This window comes from Mastigocoleus sp. MO_188.B34 (genome assembly GCF_030065675.1).
GTDB lineage: Bacteria > Cyanobacteriota > Cyanobacteriia > Cyanobacteriales > Nostocaceae > Mastigocoleus.
Window position 1 is genome coordinate 16,606 of sequence record NZ_JASJDK010000089.1, and the last position, 14,825, is coordinate 31,430.

The following is a 14,825-nucleotide window of genomic DNA, read 5'->3' on the forward strand; positions in this document are numbered from 1 at the left end:
TACTAATCGATTTAATAATTGCAGAGTCTAATAATTAGTTTAAATCATGGGCTCATGAAAAAATGAGATTATGATTTTTTTAATAAAAACACCCCGGATAATAATTCGGGGTTGATTCTTTTTTTATTTTCTGAATAGTATTTTATTCAAGCCTAAATTAAACTGAATTAGATTGTGTCTCAGGAGAAGTTGCAGTCAGAGACTCTTTTTTCTCTTCAATTATTAATACAGAACAATGAGCATGATGCAATACATAATTACTGACACTACCCAAGAAAACTTCAGCGATTCTAGAACGACTACGACGTCCCACAATAATTAAATCAGCATTCCAATTACGAGCGAACTCACATATATTACGACCGGGACTACCAAGTGTTTGAGTAAATTCAGTTTCTACATTATTGGTTGTAGCGAGGTTAGTATAATACTGTAGAATTTTGATTCCTTCTTCCCTAAATTCATCCCATTCTTTTTGATATAGTTCAGTCCTCGTTAATTCGGGATAATAATTCAAACTTGAATATATCGGCATTAAAGGACTATTTTCCTCTTCTGAAGAGAGAACATGAAGCAACATCAATTTAGCATTATTTCTCATTGCTAAGTCTAATGCCTCTTCAAAGACTTGCTTGTTCATGTGGGACCGATCTAAAGCCACAATAATTTTCTTAAACATAGTATTTATCCCATTCAGAATCTATAAATGTAGTGAGTACATTTTTGATTGATATTAATAGGTAGATTAACCGGCGAAATCACCCCCTACACTTATATTTATAGTGGAGAAATTTGAGGAATTTGTGAGGGATATTGCGGTGAGGACAGTAAAATGAACAATAACCATAATTTGATTATAGATCTAAGCAGCTTGGAGATAATCGTTATTTTATTTACCACTATTAGTAATCCAATTTGGTTATTGCTAGGTAAATTATATTTACCGCTTTAAAACAACTATAATTTTTCCTGATTCAAATGATTAGGACATGACATGTTCATGAAGAGAAATAATAAAAAAATCAATAAAAGATAAGTGAATAAATACTTATGATTTAAATGCTGATGATATTTTCACGTTATGGGTACAGTATTTTTAAAATAAGCAAATATATCTAATATTATTTTTGTTACCTGTTTCCTACTCTCTGTTATCTAAGAATGAAATATGTTTAGCGTAGCTTATATGATCTAATTTATTATCGCGATATTTACATTACATTAAGTAATTGCTCAGCAAAGATATAAATGAAGCAAAATAAGGTTATGACTTTTTAGGATTGAGTCACTAACCATAAAATATGTCCCTTGGAGGCATGGTCGCAAAGAAATGAAACTTAGAATCAAGATGTAACTAAACTAAAACCACAGCTTGAACTGATAGAAGCAACGAATAAATCCGATCGGCATCAAACAGAGTGACATAAATTTTCAATCCAATAGTAAAAATCGGTTAGTGAATTCGGAATTTGATAATATTTGTCTTTCTCTTATAAGGGAGATAAATATCGTCATAAATCAACATCATTTACATAGATTTTGAAGGTAGGAAAAATTATGAATGCCAATCAACTTATAACAAGATATGCAGCAGGAGAAAGAAAATTTCAAGGATGGAATCTTCATCAAGCAAATCTTTGCGACCTGAACTTAAGTGGTGCGAACTTTTCTGGTGCTGATTTGAGTGGTGCTGATTTGAGTGGTGCAACATTAAAAGGATGTGACCTTACCAGAGCGAACCTAACCGATGCAGATCTGAATGGAGCAAATTTAAGTGGAACAAAAATGAGTGATGTTAACCTAATTGGTGCTGAACTCATGGGTGCGAATTTACAGCAAACAGATTTAAGTCATGCTGATTTGCGGAGTGCTAATTTAGTTCGAGCAAACTTGACAGGTGCAAATCTGACAGACGCGGAAGTTAGTGGATCTGATTTTAGGGAAGCCAATCTGAGCTACGCAGGTTTACTTGGTTGCAACTTAAATGAAGCAGATACCAGCGGTGCAAATTTAACCAATGCAATGATAACCGATAGAGAAGTAAGTGGTACCATCATGCATGCAAGTATCTCCCATAAATGGGTTACTTGGGCTGGTAGTTGTTGATGTTTGTCGGGGAAAAATATAATTTCTTGAGTACAAACATACTTTGATTTAAATGCTTCTAAATCCCCCTTTTTTAGGGGGATTAAAAAATAATTACGAATTCGTAATTACAAACGACGAATTAAATTGACCTATTCCTGTTCTTTTTAAATGTGGAAAGATTTATTCTTGATAAAATAGTATTGCGGAATGTAGCAGATGGCGATGTTCTCGTATTCTTCGAACAGCAACTAGATAATGACGCCAACTATATGGCTGCTTTTACAGGGAAAGACCCAACAGATCGTGATGCTTTTATGATGCATTGGCGGAAAATTTTGGTCAACAAAAGTATCATTATTAAAACAATACTTTTTAATGGACATATCGCAGGTCACATTCTCAGTCATGAGTCTTTTGGTGAACCAGAAGTCAGTTACTGGATTGGGAAAGATTACTGGGGTAGGGGTATTGCTACCAAAGCCCTATCTGAATTTCTAAAACAAACAATTCATATAATTTCATACCCTCTGTATGCACGCGTAGCTAAAGATAACATAGCCTCGATCCGAGTTTTGAAGAAATGTGGATTCACAATTTGTGGAGAAGGAAAGGGGTTTTCTAATGCACGTGGTAAGGAGATTGAAGAGTTGATTATGAAAAAAACTACTGAAATTTAATTCAATAAGTATTGCAAAGTATGGCTACTAAAGTTAAAAATGCTTTTAGTTAGCACCAAATATATCCACTTTATTCGGCTCCTTTTCTCGCCCCAACGATAGCTAAAGCAACACCAATCAGTAATACACCCGCACCAACAAATTCCAACACTCCCGGAACCTCTCGATAAATCAAATAACCGAGAAAACTAGAACATATCGGCTCAAACAAGATAGTCAGAGCAACCAAAGTTGGTGAAATCGATCGCATCGCCCAATTGAAGCTAGTATGTCCGATCAATTGGGGAAAAAGAGCCATCAACAAAACATACAAATAAAAAGTACTGGAGTGACCGATATAACTCGAACCAAAGATTATAGGTAAAGGTAAAAGTATTACTGCTGCTGTGGTATATGCAACAGTAATGTATGCTCCAATGCTTAATCCTAGTTTTTGGGCTTCCCGTCCCCAGAGCAAATATAAACTTGCTGCACATGCTCCCATCAAAGCCAAAGCATTACCTAATAATGGTTGACTGGTAGCAGTTTGAACTTGAGAATTTCCAAAACCGATCGCGATCGCACCAAAAACAGCAATTCCCACCCCAGTGATGGTGAGAAGAGAAGGTTTTTCTTTAAACCAAAGCCAAGAAAATAGAGTTACCCAAAGGGGATTAGTTGCAACTAAAGTTGTAGAAGCAGTAATTGATGTGTAACTGAGGGAAGAAATCCAGGTTGCAAAATGTAAAGCGAGAAAAATTCCAGCAACCCCAGCATAGTAAATAGATCTAGAGTTAACTCGAAGCTCGGGAAACTTTCTTGCAGATGGAAGCAGTATCAGTGCAGCGATGGTTAATCGTGAAGCAGCAAGAACCAGACTAATTCCAGCACCAGAAGTCCCTGCAGCGTCAAACGCTAATCGAGTAAAAATTGCAGCGGTGGAAGCCGCACATACCCCAACACTAAGTATAAAACCAACCTTCCAATTTAAAACCATTATTGATAGATTCTCAGTGTTGCCCCATCCCAATACCTGTGAATAATTTTACTACTCAAACTAATCTGTTATTTGTTAACTATTAATTGTCAGCTGATGACTGTTAACTGTAGCCCTGAAGGGCGTGGCGTAGCCATAAACTGATAACCTCAAGGAGATTTCTAGATGACGTTAACTGGAGTAAAAATTATTTTGGTAGAACCTGCAGGTCCCATGAATGTAGGTTCTGTGGCGCGGGTAATGAAAAATTTCTGTTTAAATCAATTGGTTTTAGTTAATCCCAAATGCGATTATCTAGGAGATGAAGCACTGAGAATGGCAGTTCACGCAAAAGATGTTTTGCAAACAGCCGAAGTAGTTAACACTTTACCTGAGGGATTAAAAGGATGCAAACGTGCGATCGCAACAACGGCTAGAAGTCGAGATTGGGAAATACCCTTAGAACCACCCCGCATCGCCTTACCTTGGTTACTTGAAGAAATCGGACAACCATCCGCATTAATTTTTGGTCCAGAAGACCGGGGACTGAGTAATGAAGAATTAAACTATGCTCAGCGATTTATGCGCATTCCCACAAACCCAGAATACGCTTCCTTAAATTTGGCAACGAGTGTAGGTATTTGTTGTTATGAATTGGCAACAATTTCAGGAATTTTTTTAGATTCTAAGGTAGACAATTCAGAATATAAAGTAGAAAATCATTATAAAATACAACCACAGATAGAAGCGAAAACACAAGAAAATACCAGTAACACCCTTGAAAAACCCCTAGGAACACTATCAGTTGATAGTTCAGAGTATGACATCGCACCTTTAGACGTTGTCGAAGGTTATTACCAACAGCTAGAATCTGTACTACTAACTATTAGTTACCTATATCCCCATACAGTAGCTAGTCGGATGGAGAAATTCCGTCAAATGTATAATCGCGCTCAACTGCGAACAAAAGAAGTCGCTATGCTACGGGGGGTTCTGCGCCAAACCTTATGGGCGCTATCAAATCACGAATTGCTAGATATTCCCAATCAAGCAAATTCCAATCAAGCAAATTCTAACCAAGCAAATTCCAGCCAAGCAAGTGAACGTGAAAACTTGTAAATCATTATTTAAGATGTACGGGATTATCCTGCACAATAATGATTTATGACTTACACTAAACACGGAAACGCTATAACAGTGGCAGTTATTAAGCTCTAAATCGGGGTGCTTTGGAAGTAGGTTAAGTTTTCGGAAGTTAGTACGGGAGAATTCGAACGTACGCGAGAGTTCTACTTGAGTAACTCAAAAGGAGTAGCGGTGTCAGAGTCAATTGACAAGTTCACAGCTTTTCCACGGCGTCAACCTAGCAACCGCCGTCAGTTTCCTAGTATAGAAAAAAAAGTGGCAAATAATTCAGGAAAATCTCGTAGAAAGCAACCGCCAACCTCAAGGGGAGGTGCATTGGCGCGTCCTCTCGCCAAGCACTCTGCCGCGAAAGGCGTTCCTGTTAAACGTGTAAAAACAAGGGTACCCGTCGCGAAGTCTAAGGGTAATCCGCCCAGAAGGATTCCTCCTTCTCAGGTTCATACGGCAAATTCCCGCGGTACCGTTCCTGCAAGAGCTAAACCTCAAGCAGCTAACGCCCAAGCGGTGAAGTTAAAGCGGGTACGCAAACAGCCATTACCAGGGAAGAGGATTACAATGTCTCGCCGGACGCGCTTAAAGCCGATGGCTAGAACGATTTTGTACGGCTTGCGATTGTTAATCGTTGGAGTTGGTATTGGTGCAATTGTTGGTACCGCATTGTCAATGTTTGACCCGGCGACCAGAATCAATTCTGCAACCTCCTCTTCTGACGCTAAAGTCGGACAAAATCAATCTCAATCTAATAACCTCGATCCAGGAAATCTCGTACTTACCCAAGAGATTGCTCCTTTAAAAACTAGCTTGCAAAGTATGGCGAATCAGAATCCTACTATTCGTCCAGGAGTATTTTTAATCGATTTGGATGACGGGCGCTATGTAAATGTGAACGCCACACTTAGTTTCCCCGCCGCAAGTACAATTAAAATCCCTATTTTGGTTGCCTTTTTCCAGGATGTAGATAATGACAAAATCCGCCTCAATGAGGTTTTGACTATGGAAAAAGATGATATGGTCGGTGGTTCTGGAAATATGCGCAACCAACCAGCAGGAACCACATATAAAGCATTGGAAGTTGCTGATAAGATGATGACTATCAGTGACAATACAGCTACTAACATGTTGATAAAGCGTATGGGAGGTATGCGGGCGCTCAATCAACGTTTTCGTAGTTGGGGTTTGACTCACACAGCACTTCGCAATCCACTTCCAGATATTGAAGGGACAAACACCACATCACCCAAAGACTTAGGAGATGTGATGGCGATGGTAAGTCGGGGTCGTTTGGTAAGTATGCAATCACGCGATCGCATTTTGGCAATTATGCGACAAAATACTAGAAGGCATTTATTACCTACAGGCTTGGGAGAAGGAGCGACAATCGCCAATAAGACGGGATATATCGGTAAAATGTTGGGAGATGCCGGTTTAGTCGATCTAGTAACCGGTAAACGTTATACCATCGCCGTGATGGTAGAGCGAAAGGTCAAAGATGACCCCAGCGCGGAAAAGTTTATTAAATCTGCTTCCCGTCAGGCTTTTGAAGAATTAAGTAAGCCCAGTAATCTTCCGAACCAAAGCAATCGGAACGGAAATAGTGTACCGGTTAACCCCATGCAACAAAGAGGGATGACTGCTCCTACATATCCGACAAATAGGGGTAGTGTGCCCATGAATACTTATCGTTCGCCAGTGACAGCACCAGTTCACACCGGGTTTAGAAGAAATTTTTCCCCAAATCAGTATCAACAGCCAGCCAATCAGCAGTATCATTATCCATATCAGAGATAATATTCTTCGTATAAATCATGGCATCTAATAATCCTTCAATTCAGTTTTTTGCTGGCATAAAAGAAGAACTGGATAACGTTAGTCTGCGGAGAAATACCCGTTCTGGGAACCGCGTTATTGTAATGACTTTTAATAAATTGAAAGCGATAGAAGGTGCAAATAGTTTTACTAAGCAATCTTTAAATTCCATGCTTTTAACTGACGAAGAAGGTGACATTAGCGTCACACCTTCTTCGACTCGATTTATTTTTGGTGGGGATGAAGGGGATGAGTTAAAGAAAGTAGAATGCAAGGTTGAAATCGAACATGAGGATCATTGGGAACGTTTTATGCGTTTCATGCATCGTTATGCAGAGAAAAATGGGATGGAGTATGGAGAAAAATCCCCATCCACTGATGCTTAATGGTGGTTATTTAACTTGATATAGTATCTGCTTTCAAGTGAAAAAATCAGGTGTAGAGACGTACCATGGTACGTCTCTACAAGATGGTACGTCTCTACAAGATGGTACGTCTCTACAAATATTTTGTGTTTGACGCGTAATTCAGTTATATGAAAACAGCTATTACCAATAACGGTTATTTATTTTTTTACTAAGATATATGCTTTTGCATATGCTGGTAATCTGCGATTATTTTCGTTAAATTTTTGTCTATTAGGAAAAATTCCGGCGAGAAAATCTAATTGATAAAGATTGGGTAGGAAAGCGCCACCTGTATCTGCTAAAACTCCCATTTTCAATCTTCTGCGACCACCTTTAGTGTATTCTAAGACAACAATTTTACCCAAACCAACGTTTAAGACATCTCCAGCAAATGTGACTCCCGGTTTGACAGATATTTTTGCATCTATCTCATGACCATAACCTTTGATTGCATCAACTTGTCTGAAGTACCAGTAACGTTTTTGTGCTCTTCTTTTTAACCCTTTGACATAAGGAATTCCATTATTTCGATCTACATTAAAAAATGCTTGAGAACCGTCGGGAAAATTAATCAGGATTGTACCTTGCATTAATGCTTCTTCTAAACCTTCTCGAGTAAGATAAGCAAGGGGTTCAACCTTACCAAATTCTTTTCCACCACGCTCATAAATTCCTGATAAAACATCTTGTTTAGTATATTTTTTATAAAATTTATCTGTGGCTAACTCGTCCTTAAGACTATAAATTGGTGTATCGTAAGTAGAAGTTTTTTTCCGGGAACCGGAATGGGAAAAAACAGCATATTTGGTAATTCTTAAATTTTTTCTCCGCAGATTTTTAGGATTATATGCAGACCACTTAATTACTCTGAAGTGCTTGTTGATAAAATTAGGATCCTGTAAGCGTGTCGGTCTACCATTAGCGATATCTTGGCGTAATGTTGCAATCATAAAATCCAAAGTTTTGAGAACATCCGGTAATGTTACACCTTGGGTTCCGAGTATTCCGGTTCTCTGCACATCTGGGTCTGCGTCACTATGTTCTTGGAAATATTTTCTGGTGTTTACTAAAACTGTTAATAGGTCTGATTGATTTAGATCTACTTTAGTTCTAGGTAGTTTTCCAGTTCTAAAAACGCGATCGCCGTTAATCTTAAACTTATTTCTTTTTAATTCATCAATTACCTGGTAAGTTTTTGAGAATGATTTTTTTTGTGCTGTATATTGCTCTTGTTGATTACTATTGATTGTAGATACTGGGTTAGCAGTTAAACTGTTTTGATAATTTGCAGCTAACTGCAGCGAAGATTTTCTTTGAGTAACTGAATTTTGATTTTTTGTTTGATTTTGATTGTTTGTTTGAAGTTGACTTTGAGCGTAGGAAATACTTTGGGAACGAGTATGCAAATAACTCCCGGTTAAAGTAACCCCAAATAAAGCAGCAAAAGCGACACCTAAGCAAAGTTTTTGATTGGAGAATATACCCATAAGATAAAAATCAATATTCAGTGACATTTATATTGATTTTGCACCACCAAAACATGTTCCGTACAATTAATTTACGACAAAATTACAAGTTAGGAGTCAGGAGTCGGGAGTCAGGAGTTAGGAGTTAGGAGGTAAATTTAAGGATTTTAATAAAAGTAAAGCACTAGAGGGGAGTACTTGGTATAATAAATTTTATGTACTTTGTAGTTCTACGCGATCAAATCTAGAACTCTATAGCTTTAAGTCTTTTGTGAATTGAAAATATCTAACTTCATATTATTAATATGACTTTTGTCATGGATTTTTATGACTCTATTCAGCATTAAAGTCCGATTTACACTGCTAAAATTCATGTGTATTACATATAATACTTAGCTCAATTACTCAAATACAATTTGGATATATTTGAAATTCGATATACTCAGAATTCGATATATTTAGAATTTGATTTTTTATAATCTGCTTTCCTTGTTGTTTCTATATATCTGCAAGAGTAATACTCTAAGACAGATTATGTAAAAATAGTATTCGTTTTTTTTAATATCTTTTTCCTAATTTTTTGTTCATTTGACTTATTTATCGATATAACTCGAAATTGATCTACTGTAAAACTCAAGAAATATTTAACTCTAAACCTATTGGGAACTAATTTATTATGTCTCTACCAGCAAATAGGGTTCGCCAAAAGGCATCTATTATTTTTTGGCGGTATATTATTCGTTGTACATTTATTTTTATTTTTCTCAGTCTATCTACAGCCTGCGCTTCCCTGCAAGCACAAAATAATAAACCTGAAACTTCTACACAAACAGAAATTCCAACTTCAAGTAGAGTTGTAGCCCTCGGCAGAATTATACCTGAGGGAGATGTAATTAAAATTTCCGTGCCATAATTTACTTAAATGCTTAACTACTTACGGTAATGTGCGGATGTCCCTGAAACTGCATCCAGAAATTCCCAAGTGGGAATATCGTCAACGTGCTGAAAATATATTGAAAGCTGTTGGAATAGGAGATTTGGTCGATACCTACCCAGAAAAATTATCAGGGGGACAACAACAAAGAGTTGCGATCGCTCGCGCGTTAGTTGCTCAACCTAAATTGGTTTTAGCCGACGAACCAACAGCTTCTTTGGATAGCAAAACCGGGAGAGATGTAGTTAATATTATTCAAAAACTAGCGAAGGAAGAAGGTTGCTCTGTAATGTTAGTGACCCATGACAACCGAATTCTTGATATTGCCGATCGCATCGTGGAAATGGAAGATGGACGCTTACAATAACGAATTACAACTCACATGAACCTGTTAAGCGGTTAACATAAATAAATATCTTGTAATATTTAAGGCATTGATACAGCCTCAGCAATTTTATGTCCCTACCAAATATTGTTAGTATCCCGGTTCTTAAACAACGCTATCAATGGATTGCTGAACCTTTAAGTTTCCTGGAGCAAGCAGTTAAGTTGCACCCCAATATATTTACTGCTCAGATATTCGGTGCAAAGGAACCAATAATATTTGTTAATCATCCTCAAGCAATTCAAGAAATATATTCCAATGATAGGAAAACCTTTAAAGCACCAGGAAATCCAGATGGGGTACTCAAACCATTAATTGGAGAACATTCTCTAATGTTGCTCGATGGCGAACCTCACAAACGCCAGCGTCAGTTAATAATGCCTCAATTCCATGGTGAAAGAATGCAATTGTATGGCGAAATAATCTGCAATATTACGGATAAAGTCTTCAGTGATATACCGCAAAACAAAGCTTTCACTGCTCGTGATGTCATATCAGATATTTCCCTCTCTATCATGTTACAGGTTGTATTTGGCTTACATGAAGGAGAGCGTTATCAACAAATTAAGCGTGGGATAATTGGGATGATGGACTTATTCCGCTCTCCCTTGGCTTTTAGTTTGCTATTGTTCCCTTTTTTACAAAAAGATTTAGGAGCTTGGAGTCCTTGGGGTAATTTTTTGCGTCGAAGGGAAATGCTGGATAAATTACTTTATGCTGAAATTAGTGAAAGGCGTTCCCAATTAAACGATCCCAATCGGGTTGATATTCTTTCATTATTAATGTCTGCACGAGATCCTGAAGGTAACTCCATGACAGATCAAGAGTTACGGGATGAAATGATGACATTGCTGGTTGCAGGATATGAAACAACTGCTACAGCAATGGCTTGGGGATTATATTGGCTTCATCACAAACCAATCTTACGTTCCAAATTACTGGAAGAATTAGACAGTCTTGGAGAAAATCCCGACCCTATAACCATATCTAAACAAAAGTACTTAACTGCTGTTTGTAATGAAACTTTGCGGATTTATCCTGTCGCAATGACGACTTTTGAGAGACAAGTAGAAGAACCTGTTGAGTTATTAGGACACAAACTAAAATCTGGAAGTTATATTTGGAGTTGTATTTATCTATTACACCATCGAGAAGATTTGTATCCAGATTCAAAAGAATTTAAACCAGAGCGATTTTTAGAAAGACAGTTTTCTCCCTATGAATTTATGCCTTTTGGTGGAGGAGTACGTCGCTGTGTTGGTTATGCTCTAGCATTGTTTGAAATGAAGCTAGTATTAGCAACCGCGATTTCTCGTTACAACTTGGAATTGTTGGATGATAAGCCAGAAAAGCCCCAGCGTCGAGGCGTTACCATAGCACCTGCGCGGGGTGTAAGGATGAAGATGAATGGTGTTCGTGTACCTCAAAAGTCTGCAGTTCCCATCGTAAGTAAATAAAACTATCGGTTGTTTACGAGAAAATCCCCCCACTCAAACATATGTCTGGTGGGGATGAAAGAGGTAGGAAAATAAACTTTTTTGAGTCAAGAATTTATTTATTAATTTCCAAGATTTCTCAATCTGAGCATTGTCTAAGCATTTTATAGATTAAGAATTTAGAAATAAACTCAAAATATTCTTTTCTTGTTATTCCTAAATATAGGAGATAAATATAGAGAATTTTTTTGAAAAAGAGTTGAGCTATAGCAATCCCAAATCACTAGAAATAAGTACCAAAGGAACTCACAATACCCATAGCTACGCTAGGTGCTAAAGTGCATAAGTCCTATTTCTAAGAAATTAAGGTCTTTTGTTTGGTGCTACATATTTTTATAGATGACAGTCCCACTAATTTATGCAGTTTGTATATATAGCACTACGAAGTTACGTTAGGACATGTATTAACCCTAAAAGCCGTACGTATTAGGCTTTTTACTTTTTACTTTTTACTTTTTACTTGCGCGTAGCGCTATAAGTATCGGTTTATATCTTCCGGTTCGCCCATTTTTAAATGAGTGAGAGAAACTACTAAAAAACGAAAAGATCTCGATATCATAAGGGTTTCACCTATTTTTTATAATTGTTCCTAAATATCTTAAGATTACGGATGAAGTAAGCACTGACAATATCAGGACTTACGCAATTGTCACAATACACCGGTGGTGCGTGACACTCGAAACCTTATTAATACGTTCAGGTTAACTCGCTTATGTCATGCACCCTACAAGAAAAATGTGCCGGTTGCGTAAGTCCTAAATATTTATTATTTAATCTTGATTTCATACCAATATTTTTTATGTACGATAAAATACATCGAAAGTAATTATAAGGTTTAAGTTTGAAATGGTTACTCAATATTTCGAGCTTATATTTTTTCTAGTTTTGTAACCTTTTTATCTTCATAGATTTTTGATGATTTACAAATTACAAAACAGAGATAGTATATTCTCTATTATTTATTGAAGCTGACAACATAAATCAAATAATTTTTTTTATTATCATATACCTGAAAAGTCCTTAGCTAAAAATTATTAGTACCACATTATTGTCAGTTGAAATAACAATATTAATTCACAAGTGTAGAAGTGTCGTACTATATGATTTTTAGATTATTTTTAAGATGTTACACTATTTTTTAATTTATTTTTGACAAGACACATCTCAAACACTTATTTTTCATATTATTTGATTTGCATTATTAATTCTGTAATTGTAGGCTAAAAGTCATTTCAACTGGTGGTTTTGGTGTTCCTGGAGATGTCTCATGTATAAATATTATTTAGTGGAATGGATGTCAGCAATTTCTCCAAAGTTCGTATCTCAAAAGTTCGTACCCCAAAAGTTTATATCTCCAGAATTCGTATCTAAAAAATTCTTAACTCAAAAGTCTATATCCAACAAAATTACCAGACTCATTCAAGTTTTCATTGTTACTTCTCTGATTACAAGTGCTGGTCATGCTAATCTTGCTGCATTAGAAATTGAAAAAATTTCACAAGTAGATTACGATCGCAAAAAAATAAGTCAGAGTGATCGAAATAATCGCGAAAATAATCCTGGAAATAGTAAACAAAAATTAACACCCGTTTCTCAACTATCAGACATTCAACCTGGTGATTGGGCGTTTTCTGCGCTGGAATCTTTAAATCGCCGTTATAATTGTTTGGTTGGTTACCCCGATGGTACATATCGAGGGAATAGACCCCTTACCCGTTACGAATTTGCTGCTGGTTTACGATCTTGTTTGGACAAGATTAACGAGTTTATTGCTACAAATACTGCTGAAGCTATTAGAAAAGAAGATTTAGCTACTCTACAAAGATTACAGAAAGATTTTGCACCCGAACTTATTGCTGTAACAGGAAGAATAGATAACCTTGAAGCAAAGACAGCAGAATTAGAAGCCAATCAATTTAGCACCACAGTTAAGCTTTCTGGAGAGGTAATTTTTGCCTTAAGTGGTGCTTTTGGCGAAGAAAGAGCTGATGATAGTGATGAAGATATAGATGATAACATCACCTTAGGAAGCCGGACGCGTTTAAGGTTTACTACTAGTTTTACCGGTAGGGATCGCCTACGTTTGCGCTTACAAGCAAGGGATACTGCTCGTTTAGAACGGGCTACCGGTACTAATATGGCTCGTCTGGGATTTCAGGGAGATAATGATAATGAAGTGGATTTAACTGAGTTAGAATATCGTTTCCGTGTGGGTCGTAAATTGAGAATGAGAATTCAAGCACGTGGTGGGGGTATTGATGACTTTACTAGGGAACTTAATCCCTTAATTGGAGATTTACAAGATAGTGGTACCGGTGCTACTTCCCGTTTTGGACGGAGAAATCCGATTTTGCGACAGGGGGGTGATGCAGGTATAGGTGCAAGCTACAGATTTAGTGATTCTTTTCGTTTGGGATTAGGCTTCACCATTGATGATGCTGACGATCCTGATTCTGGAATTACCCGCTCCCCCTATGGTGCAATTGTCAATTTATCTTTTGTCCCCAACAGAAGATTTGGCATGGGTTTTACTTATGTGCGATCCTTTGATAGCCTTGATACTAATACTGGTAGTAGAAGGGCTGACGATCCCTTTGATGATTTTAGTGAAAGTATAATTGCTAATTCCTATGGGGCAGAGGTAACATTTAGTCCCAGTCGTAATTTCACTATTGGTAGTTGGGTTGGTTTCACTCAAGCTACAGCTAAAGACCTTCCCGGAAATCCCAATGCAGAGATTTTTAACTACGCTATATCCTTTGCTTGGGCTGATGTTGGTAAAGAAGGTAATGTTGCTGGCTTGATCGTCGGTCAACCACCAAAGGTGATGAATAATGATTTTCGGATCGGAGGAGGCGAGTTTAAAGATCCGGATACATCCTTACACTTGGAAGGTTTTTATACCCATAGAGTTAACGATAATCTATCGATTACTCCTGGTTTGTTTGTAATTCTCAATCCGGAACATAATGATGATAATGATACAATCTATGTAGGTACAATACGTATGACTCTTGAGTTTTAGTGTTTAGGTAGGTATCTATAATGATGACAATTTTAGCTTGTAGGGTGCCTTAGGACGACAGTCCGTAACGCACCGCAACCGATATAAAGAATACGAAATATTTTTTGTTCCAGGTTGGATTAAAGCTTGTAAGAATTTCTCTTTACCCGAAATTTGAAGCTTGCTTGGGAGGGATTTTGGACGGTGCGTTAAGGTGTTTTTTGAAAGGTGACCTAATAAATTCTATTGTCGAGCGCCTAACGCACCCTACTTCTTGATAACTTTTGAGTTCCCTATTTCCCTATTGCTAGAAGCAACAATTATGTTCTCAGGACTTACGCAAGTGTCACAATTGGTGGTTGGTGCGTGACGCTATAAGTCTGATTCTTACGTTCAGGTATTTTTACAGCGTCACACACCCTACAGGAAAAATATGCCAGTTGCGTAAGTCCTAGTTCTAA

General features: G+C 37.2%; 11 protein-coding genes and 1 pseudogene. 9 read left to right on the plus strand and 3 right to left on the minus strand.

Annotation, left to right across the window (positions count from 1 at the left end):
* Positions 1 to 157 precede the first annotated feature (157 nt).
* On the minus strand, positions 158 to 679 hold the full coding sequence (locus QNJ50_RS19415; RefSeq protein ID WP_300638286.1) for a universal stress protein: 522 nt from the start codon (positions 677 to 679) through the stop codon (positions 158 to 160).
* A gap of 878 nt (positions 680 to 1,557) precedes the next feature.
* Between QNJ50_RS19415 and QNJ50_RS19420 the strand changes: the two genes are divergently transcribed.
* Both QNJ50_RS19420 and QNJ50_RS19425 read left to right on the plus strand, forming a co-directional pair.
* Complete coding sequence (locus tag QNJ50_RS19420; protein ID WP_300638288.1) at positions 1,558 to 2,106, plus strand: pentapeptide repeat-containing protein; 549 nt, start codon at positions 1,558 to 1,560, stop codon at positions 2,104 to 2,106.
* Positions 2,107 to 2,258: 152 nt separating this feature from the next.
* A complete protein-coding gene (locus QNJ50_RS19425; protein WP_300638290.1) occupies positions 2,259 to 2,765 on the plus strand; it encodes a GNAT family N-acetyltransferase in 507 nt (168 codons plus the stop codon).
* 70 nt (positions 2,766 to 2,835) lie between these two features.
* On the opposite strand, the gene QNJ50_RS19430 is transcribed toward QNJ50_RS19425, so the two are convergent.
* A complete protein-coding gene (locus QNJ50_RS19430) occupies positions 2,836 to 3,741 on the minus strand; it encodes a DMT family transporter (RefSeq protein WP_300638292.1) in 906 nt (301 codons plus the stop codon).
* A 165-nt stretch (positions 3,742 to 3,906) separates the two neighbouring features.
* Between QNJ50_RS19430 and QNJ50_RS19435 the strand changes: the two genes are divergently transcribed.
* The 3 genes from QNJ50_RS19435 to psb28 all read left to right on the plus strand — a co-directional run bounded on the left by QNJ50_RS19435 (position 3,907) and on the right by psb28 (position 7,058).
* Positions 3,907 to 4,839, plus strand: coding sequence for an RNA methyltransferase (locus QNJ50_RS19435; protein ID WP_300638294.1), 933 nt, complete (start codon positions 3,907 to 3,909; stop codon positions 4,837 to 4,839).
* 198 nt (positions 4,840 to 5,037) lie between these two features.
* The gene (locus tag QNJ50_RS19440; RefSeq protein WP_300638296.1) at positions 5,038 to 6,654 is read left to right on the plus strand and encodes a serine hydrolase; all 1,617 of its coding nucleotides are present in this window, start codon (positions 5,038 to 5,040) and stop codon (positions 6,652 to 6,654) included.
* A 17-nt stretch (positions 6,655 to 6,671) separates the two neighbouring features.
* The gene (gene psb28, locus QNJ50_RS19445; protein WP_300638298.1) at positions 6,672 to 7,058 is read left to right on the plus strand and encodes a photosystem II reaction center protein Psb28; all 387 of its coding nucleotides are present in this window, start codon (positions 6,672 to 6,674) and stop codon (positions 7,056 to 7,058) included.
* 179 nt (positions 7,059 to 7,237) lie between these two features.
* On the opposite strand, the gene QNJ50_RS19450 is transcribed toward psb28, so the two are convergent.
* Positions 7,238 to 8,566, minus strand: coding sequence for a hypothetical protein (locus tag QNJ50_RS19450; protein WP_300638306.1), 1,329 nt, complete (start codon positions 8,564 to 8,566; stop codon positions 7,238 to 7,240).
* Between the two features lie 655 nt (positions 8,567 to 9,221).
* Between QNJ50_RS19450 and QNJ50_RS19455 the strand changes: the two genes are divergently transcribed.
* From QNJ50_RS19455 to QNJ50_RS19470, 4 genes and pseudogenes are all read left to right on the plus strand, one after another.
* Positions 9,222 to 9,458, plus strand: a complete 237-nt coding sequence (locus QNJ50_RS19455) for a hypothetical protein (RefSeq protein WP_300638300.1) — start codon at positions 9,222 to 9,224, stop codon at positions 9,456 to 9,458.
* Positions 9,454 to 9,846 (plus strand): annotated as a pseudogene (locus QNJ50_RS19460) (ATP-binding cassette domain-containing protein); the annotation flags it as partial. The gene QNJ50_RS19455 and the pseudogene QNJ50_RS19460, both read left to right, overlap by 5 nt.
* 89 nt (positions 9,847 to 9,935) lie before the next feature.
* The gene (locus QNJ50_RS19465; protein ID WP_300638302.1) at positions 9,936 to 11,321 is read left to right on the plus strand and encodes a cytochrome P450; all 1,386 of its coding nucleotides are present in this window, start codon (positions 9,936 to 9,938) and stop codon (positions 11,319 to 11,321) included.
* Positions 11,322 to 12,627: 1,306 nt separating this feature from the next.
* Positions 12,628 to 14,385 carry an iron uptake porin gene (locus tag QNJ50_RS19470; protein WP_300638304.1) on the plus strand — a complete coding sequence of 586 codons (1,758 nt, stop codon included), beginning with the start codon at positions 12,628 to 12,630 and terminating at the stop codon, positions 14,383 to 14,385.
* Positions 14,386 to 14,825 lie beyond the last annotated feature (440 nt).

Bases quoted from the DNA above. Each gene is read 5' to 3' on its own strand.
- QNJ50_RS19415 (WP_300638286.1), bottom strand. From the start codon at position 679: ATGTTTAAGAAAATTATTGTGGCTTTAGATCGGTCCCACATGAACAAG.
- QNJ50_RS19420 (WP_300638288.1), top strand. From the start codon at position 1,558: ATGAATGCCAATCAACTTATAACAAGATATGCAGCAGGAGAAAGAAAA.
- QNJ50_RS19430 (WP_300638292.1), bottom strand. From the start codon at position 3,741: ATGGTTTTAAATTGGAAGGTTGGTTTTATACTTAGTGTTGGGGTATGT.
- QNJ50_RS19435 (WP_300638294.1), top strand. From the start codon at position 3,907: ATGACGTTAACTGGAGTAAAAATTATTTTGGTAGAACCTGCAGGTCCC.
- psb28 (WP_300638298.1), top strand. From the start codon at position 6,672: ATGGCATCTAATAATCCTTCAATTCAGTTTTTTGCTGGCATAAAAGAA.
- QNJ50_RS19450 (WP_300638306.1), bottom strand. From the start codon at position 8,566: ATGGGTATATTCTCCAATCAAAAACTTTGCTTAGGTGTCGCTTTTGCT.
- QNJ50_RS19455 (WP_300638300.1), top strand. From the start codon at position 9,222: ATGTCTCTACCAGCAAATAGGGTTCGCCAAAAGGCATCTATTATTTTT.
- QNJ50_RS19465 (WP_300638302.1), top strand. From the start codon at position 9,936: ATGTCCCTACCAAATATTGTTAGTATCCCGGTTCTTAAACAACGCTAT.
- QNJ50_RS19470 (WP_300638304.1), top strand. From the start codon at position 12,628: ATGTATAAATATTATTTAGTGGAATGGATGTCAGCAATTTCTCCAAAG.